18 protein-coding genes are annotated in these 19,626 nt (G+C 66.9%); 6 read left to right on the top strand and 12 right to left on the bottom strand.

Annotated elements, in window-relative coordinates; genetic code table 11:
• Positions 1-4: 4 nt before the first annotated feature.
• Positions 5-214 (bottom strand): hypothetical protein, encoded by a 210-nt coding sequence (locus AC6I6X_RS18100; protein WP_497931957.1) that lies wholly within the window; start codon positions 212-214, stop codon positions 5-7.
• Positions 215-577: 363 nt separating this feature from the next.
• On the opposite strand from AC6I6X_RS18100, the gene AC6I6X_RS18105 reads away from it, so the two are divergent.
• Complete coding sequence (locus AC6I6X_RS18105; protein ID WP_497932224.1) at positions 578-3,295, top strand: valine--tRNA ligase; 2,718 nt, start codon at positions 578-580, stop codon at positions 3,293-3,295.
• Between the two features lie 45 nt (positions 3,296-3,340).
• Here AC6I6X_RS18105 and AC6I6X_RS18110 read toward each other — a convergent pair whose 3' ends face one another.
• From AC6I6X_RS18110 to AC6I6X_RS18130, 5 genes are all read right to left on the bottom strand, one after another.
• Positions 3,341-4,339 (bottom strand): hypothetical protein, encoded by a 999-nt coding sequence (locus AC6I6X_RS18110; protein WP_497931958.1) that lies wholly within the window; start codon positions 4,337-4,339, stop codon positions 3,341-3,343.
• Between the two features lie 78 nt (positions 4,340-4,417).
• Positions 4,418-5,200, bottom strand: a complete 783-nt coding sequence (locus tag AC6I6X_RS18115; RefSeq protein WP_497931959.1) for an ABC transporter permease subunit — start codon at positions 5,198-5,200, stop codon at positions 4,418-4,420.
• A gap of 51 nt (positions 5,201-5,251) precedes the next feature.
• Positions 5,252-6,034, bottom strand: coding sequence for an ABC transporter permease subunit (locus AC6I6X_RS18120; protein WP_497931960.1), 783 nt, complete (start codon positions 6,032-6,034; stop codon positions 5,252-5,254).
• Positions 6,031-6,972 carry an ABC transporter ATP-binding protein gene (locus AC6I6X_RS18125; protein ID WP_497931961.1) on the bottom strand — a complete coding sequence of 314 codons (942 nt, stop codon included), beginning with the start codon at positions 6,970-6,972 and terminating at the stop codon, positions 6,031-6,033. Before AC6I6X_RS18125 ends, AC6I6X_RS18120 begins: the two co-directional genes overlap by 4 nt.
• 274 nt (positions 6,973-7,246) lie before the next feature.
• Complete coding sequence (locus tag AC6I6X_RS18130; RefSeq protein ID WP_497931962.1) at positions 7,247-7,948, bottom strand: DUF1405 domain-containing protein; 702 nt, start codon at positions 7,946-7,948, stop codon at positions 7,247-7,249.
• A gap of 189 nt (positions 7,949-8,137) precedes the next feature.
• On the opposite strand from AC6I6X_RS18130, the gene pdxS reads away from it, so the two are divergent.
• A complete protein-coding gene (pdxS, locus tag AC6I6X_RS18135) occupies positions 8,138-9,046 on the top strand; it encodes a pyridoxal 5'-phosphate synthase lyase subunit PdxS (protein ID WP_497931963.1) in 909 nt (302 codons plus the stop codon).
• A 140-nt stretch (positions 9,047-9,186) separates the two neighbouring features.
• The gene (locus AC6I6X_RS18140) at positions 9,187-9,960 is read left to right on the top strand and encodes a hypothetical protein (protein WP_497931964.1); all 774 of its coding nucleotides are present in this window, start codon (positions 9,187-9,189) and stop codon (positions 9,958-9,960) included.
• A gap of 25 nt (positions 9,961-9,985) precedes the next feature.
• Here AC6I6X_RS18140 and AC6I6X_RS18145 read toward each other — a convergent pair whose 3' ends face one another.
• The 4 genes from AC6I6X_RS18145 to AC6I6X_RS18160 all read right to left on the bottom strand — a co-directional run bounded on the left by AC6I6X_RS18145 (position 9,986) and on the right by AC6I6X_RS18160 (position 13,569).
• On the bottom strand, positions 9,986-11,431 hold the full coding sequence (locus tag AC6I6X_RS18145) for a DUF7289 family protein (RefSeq protein ID WP_497931965.1): 1,446 nt from the start codon (positions 11,429-11,431) through the stop codon (positions 9,986-9,988).
• Positions 11,432-11,705: 274 nt separating this feature from the next.
• Positions 11,706-12,263 (bottom strand): hypothetical protein, encoded by a 558-nt coding sequence (locus AC6I6X_RS18150; RefSeq protein WP_497931966.1) that lies wholly within the window; start codon positions 12,261-12,263, stop codon positions 11,706-11,708.
• A 92-nt stretch (positions 12,264-12,355) separates the two neighbouring features.
• Positions 12,356-12,688 carry a hypothetical protein gene (locus tag AC6I6X_RS18155; RefSeq protein ID WP_497931967.1) on the bottom strand — a complete coding sequence of 111 codons (333 nt, stop codon included), beginning with the start codon at positions 12,686-12,688 and terminating at the stop codon, positions 12,356-12,358.
• Entirely contained in the window at positions 12,688-13,569 is an 882-nt protein-coding gene (locus AC6I6X_RS18160; protein ID WP_497931968.1) for a homoserine kinase, read from the bottom strand. Before AC6I6X_RS18160 ends, AC6I6X_RS18155 begins: the two co-directional genes overlap by 1 nt.
• A gap of 114 nt (positions 13,570-13,683) precedes the next feature.
• Between AC6I6X_RS18160 and AC6I6X_RS18165 the strand changes: the two genes are divergently transcribed.
• Positions 13,684-15,027, top strand: coding sequence for an FAD-dependent oxidoreductase (locus AC6I6X_RS18165; protein WP_497931969.1), 1,344 nt, complete (start codon positions 13,684-13,686; stop codon positions 15,025-15,027).
• A gap of 228 nt (positions 15,028-15,255) precedes the next feature.
• Here the strand turns inward: AC6I6X_RS18165 and AC6I6X_RS18170 are convergent, their stop codons facing one another.
• The gene (locus tag AC6I6X_RS18170) at positions 15,256-16,533 is read right to left on the bottom strand and encodes an MFS transporter (protein WP_497931970.1); all 1,278 of its coding nucleotides are present in this window, start codon (positions 16,531-16,533) and stop codon (positions 15,256-15,258) included.
• 132 nt (positions 16,534-16,665) lie between these two features.
• Between AC6I6X_RS18170 and AC6I6X_RS18175 the strand changes: the two genes are divergently transcribed.
• Positions 16,666-17,388, top strand: a complete 723-nt coding sequence (locus AC6I6X_RS18175) for a hypothetical protein (RefSeq protein WP_497931971.1) — start codon at positions 16,666-16,668, stop codon at positions 17,386-17,388.
• A 101-nt stretch (positions 17,389-17,489) separates the two neighbouring features.
• Here the strand turns inward: AC6I6X_RS18175 and AC6I6X_RS18180 are convergent, their stop codons facing one another.
• The gene (locus AC6I6X_RS18180; RefSeq protein WP_497931972.1) at positions 17,490-18,089 is read right to left on the bottom strand and encodes a DUF6149 family protein; all 600 of its coding nucleotides are present in this window, start codon (positions 18,087-18,089) and stop codon (positions 17,490-17,492) included.
• A 262-nt stretch (positions 18,090-18,351) separates the two neighbouring features.
• Here AC6I6X_RS18180 and AC6I6X_RS18185 point away from each other — a divergent pair, with 262 nt between their 5' ends.
• Positions 18,352-19,590: an NAD(P)/FAD-dependent oxidoreductase gene (locus AC6I6X_RS18185; RefSeq protein ID WP_497931973.1), complete on the top strand. Its 1,239-nt coding sequence runs from the start codon at positions 18,352-18,354 to the stop codon at positions 19,588-19,590.
• Positions 19,591-19,626 lie beyond the last annotated feature (36 nt).

Here is a 19,626-nt window from a genome sequence, read left to right on the forward strand (position 1 = left end):
CGGCTCAGTCGTCGTGTTCCGGATGGTGGTCGGCGAACAGCGGCCAGAACGGCACCAGGAGTACGGCACCGATCGCGAGAAACGCGACGACAGACAGGTTCGTGGGGAGGCCGACCCACCAGAGGGCGATCGTGATCGCGAGCGTGAGGGCCACGTACGCGTAGAACGCGGCCTGGACGCCGAGATACCCGTGGATTCCGTCGGCGGGGAGCATCGATCGGGCGTTCTCGTGACAACTGTATATTCGTTTTCGTTCGACTGACAAAATCGAAAAACTCGCTGGCGATCGAACGGGATCCCCTGGAATCGAGCGTCGTGACGACGAAACAACTAACACCGTCTCGACCAAATACGACACCATGACCCGCGTCGTCGCGGCCACGATCGCCGTCGACAGGTCGCGCGATACGGTTTTCGTAGGGGCCCCATAGCCCCGCATTTCCCACCCCGTTTCGACGGATGTATTGTCGCCGACCAGAATTCACCGATCAAGGCCAGTAGTAGCGATGTATACCGATCATCTCCGGACCGAACCGACGAACCGACGACGCCCACCCTGGGCGGTGAGAGCATGAGTATGGACGCACCCGAACAGGACAGCGACGAACCGAGCCTCGAGGGCGGGTACGACCCTGAAGCCGTCGAATCGCGCTGGCAGTCCCGCTGGGTCGACGAGGCGGTCTACGCCTACGAAGGCGACGCCGAGCGCGATCCCAACACCGTCTACGCGATCGACACGCCGCCGCCGACGGTGTCCGGGAGCCTGCACATGGGCCACCTCTACGGCCACACGCTCCAGGATTTCGCCGCGAGATTCCAGCGAATGGCCGACGGCGACGTCCTGTTCCCGTTCGGCTACGACGACAACGGGATCGCGAGCGAGCGCCTGACCGAGAAGGAACTTGACATCCGCCACCAGGACTACGAGCGCCGCGAGTTCCAGAACCGCTGTCGCGAGGTCTGCCAGGAGTACGAGGCCGAGTTTACGGAGAAGATGCAGGGGCTGGGCTGTTCGATCGACTGGTCGAATACGTACAAGACGATCGAACCCCGCGTCCAGCGCATCTCCCAGCTTTCGTTCCTCGACCTCTACGAGAAGGGGCGCGAGTACCGCAAGAAGGCCCCCGCGATCTGGTGTCCCGAGTGCGAGACGGCCATCTCGCAGGTCGAGATGGAGGACGACGAGCGAGGGTCGCACTTCAACGACATCGCCTTCGAGTTGGTGGGTAGCGAGGCGCCGCGCGACAAGTTCGTCATCTCGACGACTCGCCCCGAACTCCTCCCCGCGTGTGTCTCCGTCTTCGTCCACCCCGACGACGACGAGAACCAGGACCTCGTCGGCGAGACGGCCCGCGTCCCGATCTTCGGCCAGGAGGTGCCGATCATCGCGGACGATCGCGTCGACATGGAGAAAGGTAGCGGGATCGTCATGTGCTGTACCTTCGGCGACCAGAAGGACATCGAGTGGTACCAGGCCCACGACCTGCCGCTCCGCGTGGCGATCGACGAGTCCGCGACGATGACCGACCTCGCCGGCGACTACGAGGGCCTCTCGACCGAGGAGGCCCGCGAGGCGATCGTCGAGGACCTGGACGAGGAGGGCGCCCTGCGCGATCGGTGGGAGATCACCCACACGGTGCAGGTCCACGAGCGCTGCGAGACGCCCGTCGAGTTCCGCGTCTCCAAGCAGTGGTACGTCGAGATCCTCGATCACAAGGAGGAGTACCTCGAGGCCGGCCGGGAGATGGACTGGTACCCCGAGAAGATGTTTACCAGGTACAAACACTGGATCGAGGGGCTCGAGTGGGACTGGCTCATCTCGCGCCAGCGCGACTCGGGGATCCCGTTCCCGGTCTGGTACTGCGCCGACTGCGATCACGAGATCCTGGCCGATCGCGAGGACCTGCCGGTCGATCCCCTGAGCGACGAGCCACCGGTCGACGAGTGTCCCGAGTGCGGGGGCGACGAGTTCGAGGCCGAAGAGGACGTCTTCGACACGTGGGCGACTTCCTCGCTCACGCCGCTGATCAACGCCGGCTGGGACTGGGACGCGGAGGCACAGGAGTTCACGATGGAACATCCGGAACTGTATCCGTTCGATCTGCGCCCGCAGGGCCACGACATCATCTCGTTCTGGCTGTTCCACACCGTCGTCAAGTGCTACGAACACACCGGCGAGGTGCCGTTCGACGCGACGATGATCAACGGTCACGTCCTCGACGAGAACCGCGAGAAGATGTCCAAGTCGAAGGGGAACGTGGTCGAACCCGACGAGGTCCTCGCGGAGTACCCCGTCGACGCGGTCCGGTTCTGGGCCGCCAGCGCCGCCGTCGGCGACGACTTCCCGTACCAGGAGAAGGACCTGACCGCCGGCGAGAAGCTGCTGCGGAAGCTCTGGAACGCCTCCAAACTCGTCGACACCCTCGCGCCCCGCGACCCCGACGAGCCTGCGGAACTCGAGGCGATCGATCGCTGGCTGCTGGCGGAGCTCGACGACGCGATCGCGGAGCTCACCGGCATGCTCGAGGAGTACGAGTTCGCGAAGGCCCGCGATCGCCTGCGGACGTTCTTCTGGAACACCTTCTGTGACGACTACCTCGAGATCGCCAAGACGCGGGAGGACAATCCGTCGACGCAGTACGCGCTCCGGACCGCCCACCGCACGTTCCTCGAACTGTGGGCGCCGTTCCTCCCCCACGTCACGGAGGAGATCTGGCAGGCCGTCTATGCGGACGGCGAGGCGCGTAGCGCCTCGGATGGGGCGAGCGGTGAGCGAAGCGAGCCGCGGGACGGCGAGGACGGCCTGACCGAGACCAGCATCCACGTCCGCGACTGGCCCAGCCCGCAGGGCCACGAGGCCGACCTCGAGGCGGGCGAAACCGCCATGGAAGTCATCTCCGCGCTCCGGCGCTACAAGAGCGAGAACCAGCTTCCGCTGAACGCCGACCTCGAATCCGTCTCGGTGTACGGCCCCGTGGAGGGCTTCGAGGACGCGATCCAGAACGTGATGCACGTCCGGGACCTGACGCTGCTCGAGGAAGAGCCCGAAATCTCGACCGAGGTCGCGGCGATCGATCTCGACTACTCGACGCTCGGGCCGAAGTTCGGCTCGAAGGTCGGCGAGATCGACGCCGGCATCGAGAGCGGCGAGTACGAGATCGATCAGGATGCCGGCGTGTTGCGGGTCGCCGGCGAGGAACTCGAGGAGGACCTCTTCGAAGTCGAACGCGAGCGGGCGTACTCGGGCGACGGCGAGATGCTCGAGACCGAGTCGGCCGTCGTGATCCTCGAGTAGCGCCGCTGCTCCCGTCGTCACCGGTCGAGAATTCGACGTCCGCTCCTAGAGACGGGAGCGGAGCCGATCGACCGCCAGATCCTCCTCCCGCCACGTCGCCGTCGCGGTCACGCGATTTCCGTCGACGTCGACCGATCGGTCCGAACCGGTCGCGCCGAGTGACTCCTCGAGCGTCGCCTCGTCCGGATCGTCGACGACCGCCGCGAAGTCGCCGGCGGACGCGTCCTCGTCTTCGACGGTGAGCGACGAGACGATGCTCTCGGCGTCCTCGAGCCCCTCGTACGAGAAATCGACGAGTTCGTCGTCCGGCTGGGGACCGTACTGACCGGCGACGACGTCGCCGTCGCCGGTGGTTCCGATGGCCCACTCGAACGCGTCGGCGTCGTCCGTCGCCCGTGTGACGTCGCCCGCCGCGGCACCGATGGTCGTCTCCAGTATCCCCAGCGGATCGTCCTCGCCGTCGACGATGACGAGCGCGTCGCCGTCGACGCCGATCGCCGCGTCGTCGCCGTCCGCGACCGGCGTATAGACGTCGAACCCGCCAATCTCGGTCGTCCGCTCGAGTTGGACGAGAAACTCCGCCTCCGGTTCGGCGGTGAGTTGCGCGTCGATCTCCCCGGGCTCTATGCGCCCGGTCACGACGAACGCGTCGATCGTCCGAAGCAGTCCCTCGACGGTCGAGTCGAACGCGTCGTCGAGGAGTCCGCCGAGTCTGAACTGGCCGAGCGTGAGACCGCCGACGAAGTACACGGCGAGGGCCCCTTCCGAGACGGGCGCGATCATCGGATCCGCTTCGTACGCTTCTGGGACCTCTTCGTTCGGATCCGCGTCCTCGAGTTCGTCCCGGACGTAGTCGTCGAGGGCCGCCCACTCGACGTAGGCGAACTCGAGCGTGCCGTCCTCGATCGTGAGCCACTGGCTATACGCGGGGGGATCGTCGGTCGTCTCCTGTGTGGCGCCCGTGAGAGGGGCCGCGGTTCCGACGGTGGCCACCGTCGCCGCTGCACCTGCGAGTTCGAGTACGTCCCGCCGATTCGGCGCCATCACGGCCCGTACACCCCACGTCCGCATATAGCCCGTGTCCTCGTTCGTCCGCACACGACTGTTACAGGTCCCAGCGAGTCAGATATCTCGACGCGTGAAGATCAGCACGGCGAGGCCGACCAGAGCGAGAAACGCGACCGCGAGGATCCCCGCGTCGAGGAACGCGTACTCCTCGCGGACGAGGATCGCCGTCTCGTCGTAGTACCGACTCGGCGTGAGGGCGCCGATCCACTCGAAGGCCGGGTCCAGCCGCGAGACGGCCTCGACGAGCCACAGGGCGAACACCACGCTCAGCGCCGTCGTCCTGGCGGTACGCGCTCGATCGACGAGGACCGACGCGACGAGTCCGATGCCGGCACAGACCAGCAGGTAGGGCACGGAGAGCAGGTGCACCATCGCGAGCGCGATCGGATCGAACGACTCGCCGATCGCGAGCGCGCCGACGTAGACGATGACCGGAACGCCGACGTTCAGGGCGACGAGGGGAACCCACAGGGCGGCCACCTTCTGGAGGACGACCGACTCGCGCGAGACCGGGTTGGAGAGCGTGAGGTCCATCCGCCGCTCCTGCACGTCGCCCGCGATCATACCAGCCCCGACGTATGCAAAGTAGACGGCGACGAGGAGGGACCAGAAGAAGGAGTAGATTTCGGAGGCGATGAACCCCTCGATCGTGTCCAGCGCCTCGATCCCGAACAGGTCGAACAGAAAAGCCGGGAACGCGTCCTCGAACACCTCCATCTCCTCCTGGATGCCGGGGAACATCGAGAAGTAAAGGGCCGACAGGAGGGCGAACACGACGAGCAGGACGATCGAGCCCCGAACCCGCTTCCTGGACTCGAGTCGGAGAATGGCCGTCACGGCGTCACCTCCGGTGGATCGCCCGCGCCATCGTGCGCGTCGTGACGCACGTCAGATGTCCCTCCGTGTGAAGACGAGGAGCGCCAGCCCCAGCAACACGAGAAAGACCGCGAGGAGAATCCCGGCGTCGAGGAACGCGTACTCCTCGTGGACGAGGATCGCCGTCGGATCGTAGTACCGACTCGGCGTGAGGGCGCCGACCCACTCGAAATCGGGGTTCATGATCGAGAGGCCGTCGATCAGCCAGAGGACGAACACCAGTCCCAGTGCTGTGGCCTGGGCGGTTTCGACGCGATCGACGAGGACGGAGAGGACGATGCCGATGCCGGCACAGACCAGCAGGTAGGGGACGCCGAGCAGGTGCACCATCGTGAGCGCGACGGGGTCTAACGACTCGTCGAGGACGGGCACGCCGGCGAGGAGTACGGCTAGCAGGGCAACGGTCACCGCGACCAGGGGAACCCACAGGGCGGCCACCTTCTGGAGGACGACCGACTCGCGCGAGACCGGATTGGCGAGGACGAGATCCATCTTCCGGTCGCGGACGTCCCCCGCGATCATACCGGCGCTGACGTACGCGACGTAGATCCCGGTGAGAAGGATCCAGACGAACGAGAAGATGTAGCCGCCGACAAACCCCTCGATCGTGTGCAGTTCTTCGATCCCCAGGAGTTCGAGGAGGTACGCCGGGTACACCTCCTCGATCAACGCCGCTTCCTCCCGGACGCTCGGAAACACGACGAGAAAGAACGCCGAGAGCATCGCGAGGAGGCCGGACAGGGTGAGCGAACCGCGGAGCAGTTTGCGGGATTCGACGCGCAGAATCGCCGTCATTCTGCCCCTGCGGTGGCGTCGTCCCCGTAGTAGTGCTTGAAGATGTCGTCGAGTTGTGGATCGCCGATGTCGACGTCGTCGACGTCGAACTGGACGAGGTGTTCCAGTAACGCGGCGGGGTCGCCGGTGTAGGTGAATCGAACCGTCCTGTCGACGATCTCGAGGTCGATCACCTCCGCCGTTGCGAACTGCTCCCTGGCGATCGGTTCCGATAGCTGGACCCGCACGTCCTTGCCGCCCTGTTCGAGCAGGACGTCGATGTCCTCCAGGGCGACCAGTTCCCCCGCGCGGATGATCCCGACGCGGTCACAGACGCGCTGGACTTCGCTGAGGACGTGCGACGAGAAGAAGATCGTCTTCCCGGCGTCGCGTTCCGACTCGAGGAACGCGTGCATCCGGTCCTGCTTGAGCGGGTCCAGTCCGGCGGTCGGTTCGTCCAGAATGACGAGGTCCGGATCGTGCATAAACGCCTGGACGATGCCGAGCATCCGCCGATTCCCAGAGGAGTACGTCTCGATCCGCTTCTCGAGCGGCGGATCGAACAGGTCCAGGAGTTCGTCCCGTCGGTCGTCCCCTCGCATCCGCGCGAAGTGGTCCAGCGCCTGACGACCGGTCAGTCGCTCCTCGAATCCGAGTTCGTCCGGTAGATACCCGACGTTGGCTTTCACCGCGGTGAGCGCCCGCCGATCGCGAACGTCCGCACCGAGCACTTCCGCGGTGCCCGACGTCGGCCTGATGAGTCCGAGCAACAGCCGAATCGTCGTCGTCTTGCCCGCTCCGTTCGGGCCGAGATAGCCGAATATTTCGCCGTGCTCGACGCTGAAGCTGATGTCGTCGTTGGCGGTGACGTCGCCGTAGTGCTTGGTAAGACCGTCCAGCCTGATCGTCGCCGCGTCGAGGTCGGTTTCGGGTTCGATCGCTTCGGTCCGGGTGCGCACGAGTCATCACCTCCGGGAGAAGCGCTCGTGAGGGAACGCGAGGGCTGACACACCCTACTCGACAGTTCGATCCGACATAAAATACTGGTCACGGTAACCGACACTATCCGGCCGAGATGACTGTTCGAGGCGTCGGGGTTGCCGACGTCGCACTGTCCGTTTCGGCCCGTTGTAGGCCGGAATCTCGCAGTCCGCATTCGGCAGTGGCGAGTCGATCGGCGACTGCTGTCCCGTGGAGCGCCCGCCCGTATTCCGGGAACCGCGGTACCCACGTTCAACCGCTCTCGTCCTGCAATCGGGCCGCTTCACACTTTTTGACCCGGGTGGCGAGTGCGAGAAAGAGCGCCAGTAGCGTAAACGTCACCTCGCCCGCGGCGGCGGCACCCAGCGCGTCGGCCCCGAGGAAGGTCGGTTCGTCGCGGGGGACCGGGAGAATCGTGTGGTGTGGTTCGCCGACGATCGGAACGAAGTAGTCGACGAGCAGGTTGCTCGTGTACCAGGCGAGGGCGACGGCGACCCCCCAGACGGGGAAGTCCGAGATCCGGTGGAGCACGTAGGCCTGGACGACCATCGCGAGGTGGCTCCAGAAGAGGAACTGGTACATCAGCGGGTGGGTCTGTGCGGCGTAGATATCCGAGAAGACCAGCAGCGTGTAGGGCGTCCACAGTCCGAGGATGATATTGCCGAAGAAGGCGAGCGCCGTGAGCCACGGCTGTTCGTGACCGAGTTTCCACGCCGCGATCGCCAGCGCGACGAACAGGGTCGCCATCGGGCTGTCGGGGACCCACGGCCACATCACGGGCGCCGTCGTCGCGAACTGGCCCGAGTAGTACCAGAAGCCGAAGGCCGTCCCCGCCAGGTTGATCGCGACGATCAACCACGCGAACCGGAGCCCCAGCTCCTCGATCGTCTTCGGTAGGGGGGCGAGATAGCTCGGCAACGAGTCGCGATCGGGGATCCCGGTCGACGTGGACATCGTGCTCGTCCAGCGCCACGAACGGCAGGTGCAAAACGATAGCGATTCCCAGGAGCCGTCGCACGGTTCGCGGTGACGGACCGGCAGTCGAGACAGAGCCGGACGGATCCCCCGACGGGCCGGGATCGGTAGCGGCCTCATGTGTCCCCAAAGGACACGCGTAAGTGCGGTGGCTCCTAACGCCTCGCCATGGCGGAAGACACCGATCTGGAGGAATTGCGACGCGGGACCGATCTCGTCAAGCGCGGGTTCGCCCGAATGCAGAAAGGCGGCGTCATCATGGACGTCGTCGACAAAGAACAGGCCCGCATCGCGGAGGACGCGGGCGCAGTCGCGGTCATGGCCCTGGAAGCCGTCCCGGCGGACATCCGCAAGCGCGGCGGCGTCGCCCGGATGGCCGATCCCGCCGACGTCGAGGAAATCGTCGAGGAGGTCTCGATCCCGGTGATGGGCAAGGCCCGCATCGGTCACACGAAGGAAGCCCAGATCTTGGAGGCCGTCGGCGTCGACATGATCGACGAGTCGGAGGTTCTGACGCCCGCCGACGACGCCTACCACATCGACAAGCGCGACTTCACCGCACCGTTCGTCTGCGGCGCACGCGACCTCGGCGAAGCGCTGCGCCGGATCAACGAGGGCGCGGCGATGATCCGCACCAAGGGCGAGGCGGGAACGGGCGACGTCAACCAGGCCGTCCACCACCAGCGGACGATCAAGGGAGCGATCCGCGAACTGGAGGGAATGACCCACGAGGAACGGGAGGCCTACGCCCGCGAGATCGAGGCGCCCGCGGAACTGGTCCACGAGACCGCCGAGATGGGACGGCTGCCCGTCGTCAACTTCGCCGCCGGCGGCATCGCGACGCCCGCCGACGCCGCGCTCATGATGCACCACGAGTGCGACGGCATCTTCGTCGGCAGCGGTATCTTCGGCGCGGAGAACCCGCCGGAGATGGCCGAGGCGATCGTCGAGGCCACCACCAACTGGGACGATCCCGAGACGCTCGCCGAGATCTCGAAGAACCTCGGCAAGGGGATGAAAGGCGACGCGAACGCCGACCTCCCCGAAGCGGAGCAACTGCAGGGCCGCGGCGTCTGATCGATCGGTCGATCGCTCCGGAGTCGTCCGCGGCGGCTGTTGCCGCGGACCGGATGGCTGCGACTGCGGACCGTAACGTGCTGCGCGCCCGATAGATCGGCAAGCACTGCCGTTTTCTCGCTACCCAGTTTCCGTACCGTATGGAACCAGCATCGAACAGCCTCGAGCACCTCCTCGATCGACTCGTAACCGGAACGGGGCAGTTGTTCCGGGAGATCGCCACCGACTCGTCCGACGAGTCGGTGGCGACGACCGCGACCGAACTGTGGGAAGTCGTCGACGAGGTCGAGGACCTCCTCGGAACGATCGACTTCGAGCGGTTGCCGGATACCGTCGAGATGTCGGCGCTCCCGGAACTCCTGAATCTCGACGAGGTCCCGGACGCGATCCGGGAGAAAGATCCGGATCTGATGCTGGATCTCAGTACGATCCGGAAGGTCGTCACGCTGCGAGAACTCTGGAACACCGTCGATCTCGTCGAGTTCGGGAAGGAGGCGCGACAGTTCAGGAGCGAACTCGAGGACGTCGTCGATCTCGGCGCCCTCGAGTCCGGCGGCGACTCCGAGGCGGCGACCGAGATCGAGACGTTCGTCGAGGAGGAGAAAGGCAACGCGACGAACGCGGCGATCCAGCAGGAGGCAAAAAAGGCGGCGAAGAAGGCTCGGAACGGCGTCATCGACGGACACTCGAAGTTCGAAGACCTGTACGAGTCGTCCCAGCGCGGCACCGGCTACGCCGGCCGGAAACCGGTCTCGAAGAACCCGACGGCGGTCTCGTCCGTTCCGTACGGCCCGCTCCCGGCAAGCGTCTCAACGAGAGTGTCGACCGTGCCGTCGAACGTCCGACACGCCAAAGTCGACGCGCTCCCGCGGATATACGGCCGGCGGTGGCGATCCGGTGTGCCCCGGCGGTAGCACTGGTGCGCTGACGAACCCCGACTCAGTCGTCGATCGAGAGTTCGTACGCGGTCGCGTCGAGATACCGGATGTGCGGCCCGGGACCGGGGGTCGTGTCGATTCCAGCGATCCGATCGTCGTGCCGGACCACGCCGGGTCGGATATTATCGATCTCGACCCGCTGGGCGACGATACTCCCGTCGATCGTCGGATTCCCCCTGACGGAGACGGTCGAATCCGGGGCGTAGACGAGCGCCGCGATCGTCGGGGTGCCGTTCGCGGTCGTCACGGACCCGTCCGCGGAGAACAGCAGGCGCGTCCGGGACGGGTCGGACTCGTTCCCGATCGCGGCGTTCCCGCGCGCCGAGAGATCGCCGTCGACGTAGATCGTCAGGTCGTTCTCCCCAGTGACCTGCAGGTTGTCCTGGTAGTTCGGATCGCCGATCGAGTCGCGAACGACGATTTCGACGTCCCCCGCGGAGGTGTCGATCGTGTGGGCGTCGTCGATCGTCTCGACGCAGTAGCGGCCGGGTTCGGTCACCTCGTCGGGGAGGGATTCGAACCCCTCGTCCGCACAGCGATCGACCATCGCGTCGACGGCGTCGTCGACCGACGGGGCGTCGTACCCCGTGTCGTGCACCGTCCCGTCGACCCGATCGGCGTCGACGGCGCCGGTTCGCACGTCGCCCTCGATCGGCGGTGCGTTTCGGTGGACGTCGATCTCGTGGGCGATGACGGCGCTATCGATCGAACGGATCGTCGTCGGCTCGGTCAGTTCGATTCGCAGGCGATCTGGCTGCCCCTCCGAACACCGTTCGACGACGCTCCCCGGGACCGCCGCCTCGAGGTCCCGCTCCCAGCCCTCGCAGTACGCGCTCTCGATCTCGATCCGGACGTCGGCCGAGGCGTGGAACCGATCGCCGTCGCGGTCGGAGAGATCGATCGCCGTCGGGGCACTCGATCGAGCCACCGCAACGTCGGGCGACTGGCCCTGGACGCCGTCTCCGGTCACGCGAACGACGGGAATCGAGAGCGTTCCGTCCCGGTACTCGACGCCGGGCGAGGAGAGCGACACGGCGTCGTCGCCCTCGCGCCGCCACAGTCCGCCGCCCTGGGCGGCGATCTCGGTCTCGCCGTCGACGTACGCGATCGTCCCGAGCGAGGCGTCGTACAACACCTCCTCGGAGTCGGTGACGTGCGTGATCCGCACCCGGCCGTCGTCGGGCCTCGTCTCGACCGACCCGTGATCGAAGGGCCCGAGCGTGACGACCGACGATCGCTGGCCAGTTACTGCGGCCGTCTTCGCGGCGTGGGTGAACTCGAGCATCGATCCCTCGGCGCGTTCGGTTTCGGCCGTCGTTGCCCGGGCGTCGAGCGCGGTCGAGCCGAGGAGGACGATCCCGACGCTCGCGATCGCGACGAGCCCCACGAGGAGAACCAGCCCGAGAACGTGGACCTGGCCGCGGCTCCCGGTTCCGGACCGCGACACGTTCGAACTGCACCACCCTCTCCCCCCGGTTCGATGATCGCCGCGAAACACTCGCCCCATTTCGTTCGGATTTCGTGAACGTCAGTAATCGTTATAGAACGAGTTACGGGCGGTATAACACGGGTTTCGAATCGTACGGGCCGCGTACTAGCGTGCTAGGTGGCGACTACCGCAGTACCCGGACAGGCGTCGAGGCGGATCGATTACCGAGTAAAAACGGTTCCGACCGTCCCGAAGACGGGAGCGAAAATCCGATCGTCACTCGCGCCGCCCGTCACTCGTGCTGGGGACTCGTGTTCGAATCGTCCCTGCGAGTTTCGGCGGTCCGGACGAGTTCCCTCGTGATCAGGTCGGCAACCGGATCCAGACTCCGGCGGAGTCGACGGCCGATCAAGATTACCGGGACCAGGCCGGCGAGCAGGAACGCCGCGTGGTAGACCCAGGCCCCGGCGAGGTCGGCGACCGCGGGCTCGAACGCGGGCCGAAAGCCGCGATACGCGACGAGGACGGCGACGAACGCGGTGAGATTCTTCGCGTTCGCGCCCGCGTCCGCGACGATGCGATCGGGTCCGTCGAGACTGTTCCGGACGAGGCGATCGATCGACGGGGCCGCCGCGAGGAGCCCGGCCGCGACGAGGTACGTCGCCCCGGCGAGCAGGACGGCGTCGACGGCCACCGGGAGCACGGACAGGAATCGATCGAGGCCTGGGAGGAGGGCCGTCAGGCCGAATAGGAGCAGTCCGGCGACGACGATCAACGCGATCCTGACGACGGGATAGACGTATTCGTCGTCGGCAGTCGGCACTATTGACAGCGAATCGTCGGTCGTCATAGGCACCCGGCAGTACACCATTCTCCCATTATAAGCTCCGTGTCGGTTGAACCGTTCGAGGTCTCGAACGATCACGAACGGTGGAAAACGGTTCACCACCGCCGCCTGGCGACGACCAGACCGAGAACGATCAGATACGCGATCAGCGTCCCGATCCCCGCCGAAAGCACGCGAGACGGGGCGAAGAGAGCACCGCCGATCGCCAGCAGGAATGCACCGAGGAGCGACGCGGTCTGGACCGATCGCCGCTCCCACACCCGGCGAACGGCGTCGACGTGGCGGAACGCGACCAGTTCGAACGCGACGGTGCCGGCGGCACCGAGAAGCAGAAACGGGACCGAGTAGTCGGCATCGGCGACGACGAAGGCGCCGAGAAACGCGGCGAGTGCGAGCACGGCGAGCCCCGCGTCCGTCCGGTTCCCCATCAGTCTCGATACAGTCGCGCCCCGTCGCTGACGGCCGTCTGGTACGCCCGGCTGTCGATGCCCGCGTCGTCGAACGCGTCCATCATCGCCGCCGCGACTCGGCGGCGATCCTCCGCCTGACAGACCGCGAGTACGCCCGGCCCGGCCCCGCTGACGGTGACGCCGGCCGCGCCGGCCTGGAGTGCCGCCTCGGAGACGGCGTCGTAGCCGTCGATCAGCGCGGCGCGTTCCGGGGTGACGATTTCGCTACCCATCCCGCGGCCGACGAGTTCGGGGTCGTCGCGGGCCATCCCGACGGTCAGGGTGGCGGCGTTCCCGACCGTCTCGACGACGTCGGTCATCGACGCGGTTTCGGGGACGATCCCGCGCGCGTCGCGCGTCGAGACGGTCGTTTCGGGGAGACAGACGACGACGGGGATCGAGGCGTCGACCTGCGTGACGCCGTCGTCGGTGACGATCGTGAACCCGCCCAGCAACGACGGAGCGACGTTGTCCGCGTGGGCGACGCCCGAGACGAGGGCTTCGCCTTCGGCGGCGACGGGGACGAGTTCCTCCCGGGAGAGGCCCCGATCGTAGAGCGCGTTCAGCGCGACGGCGGCCGCGGCCGCGCTCGCGGCCGACGACCCCAGTCCCGAGGAGGGACGGATGCCCTTGTCGATCTCGATGTGGGCCGGCGCGTCGAGGGCGTTCGCGACGGCACCGACCGTGTTCTGATCCGGGTCCTCCGGGATGTACTGGCTCCCGACACCCGTAACCGTGATCCGCGTCTCGGGCGCGCGCTCGACGCGAACGACGTCCGCGGGCGTCCCGAGCGCGACGCCGAAGACGTCGAAGCCACTCCCGAGGTTCGCGCTCGTCGCCGGTGCCCGCACGGAGAGCATGCCGAATCCTTCCGAGACGGCAGGCAAAAAGGTAGCGAACGACGACCGACGACGCGATCGGCCGGGACCCCCACATCCGCAACTGCAAAGAACGATCACGCCCGTCGTCGAGGCATGATCGCCGTCGTCGGTGGAACGGTCTCCGGACTCGCAGCCGCCGCCAGTCTCGCCCAGCGTGGCCACGACGTTCGCGTGTTCGACGCGAGCGACGAGATCGGCGGCCTCGCGCGGACGACGGCGACGAACGGCGACCCGATCGAGACCGTCCCCGTCTCGCTGTCCCGCCCGCAGGACGACCGGGCCTGCGACCTGCTCGCCGACCTGGGGCTGGACGCCGGCCTCGAGTGGCACCCGACCCGGTCCGGACGGTACGTCGACGGGACCGTCCACCCGATCGACGCGCCGTGGGAGTTTCTCGCCCTGCCGGACCTCTCGTTCGGCGACGCCGCGCGGCTGGCGGCACTGACGAGCGGCGTCAACGGCAGCGGCCTCCCGCGATCGCCCCCGGAATTCGGTGCGTACGACGACCACGACGCGTTCGCCGACGTCCCGGCCCGCGAGTTCCTGCGCACGCGCGTGTCGAGTCGCGTTTACGATCGGTTCGTCGAACCCGTCCTCGCGGCGCGGTTCGGGTCCCACGCGTCCGACGTCAGCGCCGCGTGGGTGCTCGATTACGTCCGGGCCGACCGGGAAACGACCCGCTTCGGCCGGCCGATCCGTGGCTACCTCGCGGGCAGTGCGGCCCGACTCGTCGACGCGCTCGTCGAGACGATCGGTCCCGAGAAAATCCACACGAACGCACGCGTTACCGAGGTCGCCGTCGGTGACGCGGTCGAGTCGATCACCGTCGATCGGGCCGGCGAGCGGGGGTCGGAGACGTGCGCCGTCGACGCGGTCGTGATCGCCACGGGACCGGCCCCGCTGGCGGAACTCACCGGATACGGCTGTTCGCTCCGGGTGCAGACGCGGACCTGCGTCCGAATCGCGACGACGACCCCGCTGACCGACCTGTACCGGGTGACGATGGACGCGGACGCGCCGTTCGACGAACTCGTCGCGCACACGGCGCTGGTCCCCGCCGACCGGTACGACGGCCACCACCAGTACTACCTCCTCGACGGCGGGTCCACTGCCCGCACCCAGTCGACCGGAGCGATCGAGCGCCGGTGGCTCGAGGCGCTCGCGGAACGGTTCGAGGCGTTCGACCGGACCGACCTCCGGACGGTCGAGACGTCCCGGTTTCGCCAGCCTGTCTACGAGGCCGGCTATCGAACGTCGCTCGTCCCCATCGATCTCACCGACGACGTGGCCGCCGGCGTCTACTACGCCGGAATCGCGAGCGCGCCCCACTATCCGGAGCGACGGCTGGGCGGGGCGATCGACGCCGGACTGGCCTGTGCCGATCGACTCGACGGGCGCGATCGCGATCGGCGAGCCAGACGGCAGACGCGTCTCTGACGGCGGAGTCACCCGCCGCGAGAACGACCGCTGGCAGGAACGGAGTCAGATATTCCTACTCGTCGTCCGCGGAGCGTTCACCGGCCCCAAACGTCACCGAAGGTGCCGGCTTCGGCGTCGTCGGTGACGGCGTCCTCGTTCGTGGACTCCGGTTCGTCCGTCGCGGCCTCCGGTTCGTCGGAGGTGCCACCGGTTTCGCTCGCGGATTCGACCGAGCTACCCCTGCCGTCAGTCGTCGACGTCGGGCCGTTTCTCCGGCGCGCGTCCGGTCACGAGATATCGATCGAGTCCGGCGACCAGTCCGAGCGAGAGGAGGCCGCCGGCGACCGCGAACCCGGCGATCAGCAGGAAAAACGTCGACAGCGGGAACCCGCCGAGGACGAAGCCGCCGATCGCGATGCTCGCCGACCCGAGCCCGAACTCCCCGAGGTACGTGAAGCCGTAGGAGAGGCCGCGACTGTCCGGCGGGGTGTAGACCGCGACGGCGTTCTGGTAGAACGGCTGGATCGCGAAGAGGAAGAAGCCGAAGACGCCACAGAGGACGACGATCGCCCCCAGTCCGAGTCCCGTAACCGGGACGAACGCGACGGCGAGGACCGCGAGAACGCCGAAGATCGTCGCCATTCCGCGGGCGGGCGCGACGCGGTTCGTCAACTTGCCGCCGGCGTACTGGCCGGCCATCCCGACGACCAGCAGGCCGACGTAGATGTAGTCGGCGGGTTCGATCCCCTCGAGTCCCGCCGGCAGGTCGAGCGCGTCCATCGCCGGGAGCCCGTGGAGGATCTCGGGGAGGTACGTGAGCATCCCCCGGTAGTACAGCCCTTCGAAGGCGACGACGACGAAGACGATCGCGAAGGCGCTCGCGAACAGCGCGCGGGAGTCGCCGAGCAGGCCGGACAGGGAGAGCGCCTCGTCGGGGCCGGCGTCCGCGTCGTCGTCGACCGCTGCGGTGGGATCGAACTCCGCGGTGAGTCCGTAGAGGACGGCGACGAGGCCGGGGAGCGCGAGCAGGGCGGCGACGAGTTGCCACTCGAGGACGATGAGCAAGGTCGCGGCGGCGAAGGGGCCGAGCGCGATGCCGGCGTTGCCGGCGATGCCGTGCCAGGCGAAGACGGTCCCGCGATCCTCGACGCCGGTGCTGATCAGCGCGAGGCCGGCCGGATGGTAGATGCTGGCGGCGATCCCCCACAGGAGGAGTCCGGCGGCGATCGCGTAGATCGACGTCCCGATCGAGAGCACCAGAAAGGCGAGGCTCATCCCGGCGAGACAGGCGATGATGAGCCGTTTCGTCCCGAACCGATCGGCGAGGATGCCCCCGGGAAGCGCCCCGAGGCCGAACGGCGCGTAGCCGAGCGCGACGACGAGGCCGAACAGCGCGACGCCGACGTCGAACTCGGCGAGCCAGACGACGAGGAAGATCGGAATGGAGGTCTCGAACCAGTGAACCAGCGCGTGGCCGGCCATCGTGAAGCCGGCGATCGATCGATCGTTTGCAGTGAGCGCCATCGAGTCGTTGCCTCAATCGGCACGCTCTACGCACTTAGCGGCTTGGATCGGCGGCCGGAACCGGCCGTTTCGAGCGATTGGTTCACCCGCCAACGGCGTAGAATATAACGCGACGCGGACCGAGCGGCCGATATGAACGGGGCGGCGACCGACGTCGATCCCACGCATGCGTTGATTCTCGGTGCCCTGGAGGATACCACTCGAGACGAACTCGAGTGCGTGAACGCGGCCGTCGGGGCGGTGCTCGAGCACGGGACCAGCGTCGAGCTAACACTCGACGCCGACCGGTTCGCGGAGGGTTTCCCGGATCGCGTCGCCGACGTGAAGGCGCAGTTCGAGCGGATCGATGAGGGGACTTACCGCGGGTCGCTCCCCGAGTGTACGGACGCGCTCGACGGGCTTCTCGCGGTCGACACCTGGCATCGATTCGTCACACTCGAGTCCGTCGCCGTCCGCCAGGATGGGAACGTCTTGCTGTGGTACGTCCCGGATCACCGGACGTTCGAACTCGACGCAACCCTCGCCGCCGGGGTTCTCGACGACGTCCGCGAGGTGCTCGAGGGACGACCTGCCGCACTCGTTCCGACGGACGCGACCGCCCACTGGAGCGATGGCGATCACCGCTACTCGCTCGAGCCGCCGACCCTGTGCGTCGACGGTCGCCGCTTCGGTCTCTCGCGGCTCGCGGACGTCGACGCCGATCGACGGAATCGTCGGCTCTCGTCACCTGGCGGACCGACGCCGAGGGGCTCGTCGGTCGGCTCGCGACCCGGATCGCACCGTCAGCGCCGACGACGCTGTCCGTTTCCGACGACGAGTCGTTCGAACGGGTCGCCGAGACGCTCGAGCAGTTGACTGCCGACCTGCGGGCCGGCGAAAAGTGATCTCGGACCCGATCGCACGTCCGGGGGCGAAACCGTTCGACGCGGCGGTGCGGAAGCGAGACGAATCGATCGTCAGCGATCGGCCGCGTCGTCCCCATCCTCGACGCCGACGGCCCGCGAGACGTCGACGTCGTCGGGTTCCTCCTGCCCGCCGACGACGAGGTCACCGTCCGCGGTCTCGACGTAGACGTCGTCCGCGAACCCGCCCTCGGCGTACGGGTGTTCGGGTTCCTCGAGTTTCTCCGGGGTCGAGGGCGCGTCGGGGAGTCCCTCCGGCGGCGCGAACTGACCGAGCGGGTCGTCGATCGTGATCCCCCACGTCTCGAAGAAGTCCCGGTAGCGATCGTAGTGATCGTCAAGTTCGTCGGCGGGGAACTCCATCATCTCGGTCCAGCCGTGGTTGTAGAAGTCGAAGTTGGCCTGGACGTGGGTGATCTCCCGGGCCTCGGCTTCGGAGTACCCGTCCTGGAGTGCCCGGAGGTAGGTGTCCATCGTCGCGTCGAAGAAGGCGTCGAGGCGATCGGTTCGCTCGTCGGCGTGATCGGGGTCGGCCTTCTTCGTGAATACCGACGTGTGAAGGCGGACCAGCCCCGACCGGGTGACCGATCGAACGCCCGGAATCTCGAGGGCCTTCCGCGAGGCGAAGTGACGCGCGTTCTGGCGGATCTTCATGGACCCATCTAGGGAGTCGTCCCTCAAGAACGGTTCGGAGGGGGCGAACACCGCTGCATCCGGCAGTGGGCGCCGGCGTGTCACCGGATCGATCGCGGCCGATCGAACGATCGGTCGAAACGACCACCATATGACGGGATCGAAGTTTCGATCGTGGGTGCGAATACGCCCGCTGGCGGACGATCGTTGGCACAGCGCAGCCCGAGAGGCAAAATGAACGAGATAGCAACCCACTTTAACCCGCATTACGAACGGTCACGGTATGACTCAGTACGTGATCATCGGTGACGGGATCTCGGGCAGTTCAGCCGCCGAGACCCTCCGGGAGGAAGACCCGGAGTCGTCGATTACCGTCATCACCGATGAGGGGGAAGCTCTGTACAACCGGATTCTCATCAAGGAGCACGCGAAAGGAAAGCTCCCTGAGGCCCCCATCTCGATCCACGACGAGGGGTGGTACGAGGAGCGCGACATCGATCTCTCGCTCAACACCCACGTGACGAGCGTCGACACGGAGTCGAAGACCGTACACACACACGAGGGTGCGGAGATTTCCTACGACAAACTGCTGATCGCGACCGGCGGGACGCCGACCCAGCTCCCCGTCGACAACAGCGACGCCGAGGGGATCCACCACTTCTGGACGTTCCAGGACGCCCGGACGATCCGCGAGAGCGCCGAGGCGGCCGACGAGGCGGTCATCGTCGGCGCCGGCCTGCTCGGAATCGACTTCGCCGCCGTCTGCGGTTCCCAGGGCGTCGAGGGCAAGTACCTCATGCGAGGCGACCGCTGGTGGCGGTACGCGCTCTCGGGAGAGGGCGCCGAGATCATGCACGAGGGCATGCGCGAGAAGGGCGTCGAACCCGTCTTCGACAGCGGCGTCGATCACTTCGAGACCGACGACGACGGCCACGTCACCGCCGCCGTCGACCCGAACGGCGATCGCTACGAGTGTGACTTCGCCGGCGTCGCGATCGGACTGACGTTCAACACGGAGTACCTCCGCGGAGCCGGTATCGAACAGGACAACGGGATCCTCGTCGACGAGTACATGCAGACCAACGTCGACGACGTCTACGCCGCCGGTGACATCACCCGCTTCTACGACGTCCTGCTCGGCGAACAGGCCCAGAACGGCTCGTGGGGCTCCGCGAAAGAGCAGGGACGCGTCGCCGCCGTCAACATGGCCGCGGACGACGAGGCCGAGGCGTTCGAGTGGGTCTCCTCGTACTCGATCACGCACTTCGACTTCCCGTTCCTCTCCTTTGGCCACCCGACGCTCGGCGACGACCACGCCGAGCGCAAGTACAGCGACACCGAGTGGCGTCGCATCGCGTTCAAGGACGGCAAGGTCGTCGGCGGCGTCCTCATCGGCGACCTCTCGCCCCAGAGCAAACTCAAGCAACTGATGCGGGAACAGCGCGTCGTCGCCGACCAGAAGGAGGTCCTGCTCTCCGAGACCGTCGACCTGGACGAACTCGCCCCGCCCCAGGAACAGTAACGGTCACCGCTCCTTCTCGACGCCGCGTTTCGACCT

It is taken from the genome of Halosolutus sp. YCN4 (assembly GCF_059736495.1).

Excerpts from the sequence above, each read along its gene's own strand:
- AC6I6X_RS18105 (WP_497932224.1), top strand. The coding sequence starts at position 578 with ATGGACGCACCCGAACAGGACAGCGACGAACCGAGCCTCGAGGGCGGG.
- AC6I6X_RS18140 (WP_497931964.1), top strand. The coding sequence starts at position 9,187 with ATGGAACCAGCATCGAACAGCCTCGAGCACCTCCTCGATCGACTCGTA.
- AC6I6X_RS18165 (WP_497931969.1), top strand. The coding sequence starts at position 13,684 with ATGATCGCCGTCGTCGGTGGAACGGTCTCCGGACTCGCAGCCGCCGCC.
- AC6I6X_RS18170 (WP_497931970.1), bottom strand. The coding sequence starts at position 16,533 with ATGGCGCTCACTGCAAACGATCGATCGATCGCCGGCTTCACGATGGCC.
- AC6I6X_RS18100 (WP_497931957.1), bottom strand. The coding sequence starts at position 214 with ATGCTCCCCGCCGACGGAATCCACGGGTATCTCGGCGTCCAGGCCGCG.
- AC6I6X_RS18185 (WP_497931973.1), top strand. The coding sequence starts at position 18,352 with ATGACTCAGTACGTGATCATCGGTGACGGGATCTCGGGCAGTTCAGCC.
- AC6I6X_RS18160 (WP_497931968.1), bottom strand. The coding sequence starts at position 13,569 with ATGCTCTCCGTGCGGGCACCGGCGACGAGCGCGAACCTCGGGAGTGGC.
- AC6I6X_RS18180 (WP_497931972.1), bottom strand. The coding sequence starts at position 18,089 with ATGAAGATCCGCCAGAACGCGCGTCACTTCGCCTCGCGGAAGGCCCTC.
- AC6I6X_RS18155 (WP_497931967.1), bottom strand. The coding sequence starts at position 12,688 with ATGGGGAACCGGACGGACGCGGGGCTCGCCGTGCTCGCACTCGCCGCG.
- AC6I6X_RS18175 (WP_497931971.1), top strand. The coding sequence starts at position 16,666 with ATGAACGGGGCGGCGACCGACGTCGATCCCACGCATGCGTTGATTCTC.
- AC6I6X_RS18150 (WP_497931966.1), bottom strand. The coding sequence starts at position 12,263 with ATGACGACCGACGATTCGCTGTCAATAGTGCCGACTGCCGACGACGAA.
- pdxS (WP_497931963.1), top strand. The coding sequence starts at position 8,138 with ATGGCGGAAGACACCGATCTGGAGGAATTGCGACGCGGGACCGATCTC.
- AC6I6X_RS18120 (WP_497931960.1), bottom strand. The coding sequence starts at position 6,034 with ATGACGGCGATTCTGCGCGTCGAATCCCGCAAACTGCTCCGCGGTTCG.
- AC6I6X_RS18110 (WP_497931958.1), bottom strand. The coding sequence starts at position 4,339 with ATGGCGCCGAATCGGCGGGACGTACTCGAACTCGCAGGTGCAGCGGCG.
- AC6I6X_RS18130 (WP_497931962.1), bottom strand. The coding sequence starts at position 7,948 with ATGTCCACGTCGACCGGGATCCCCGATCGCGACTCGTTGCCGAGCTAT.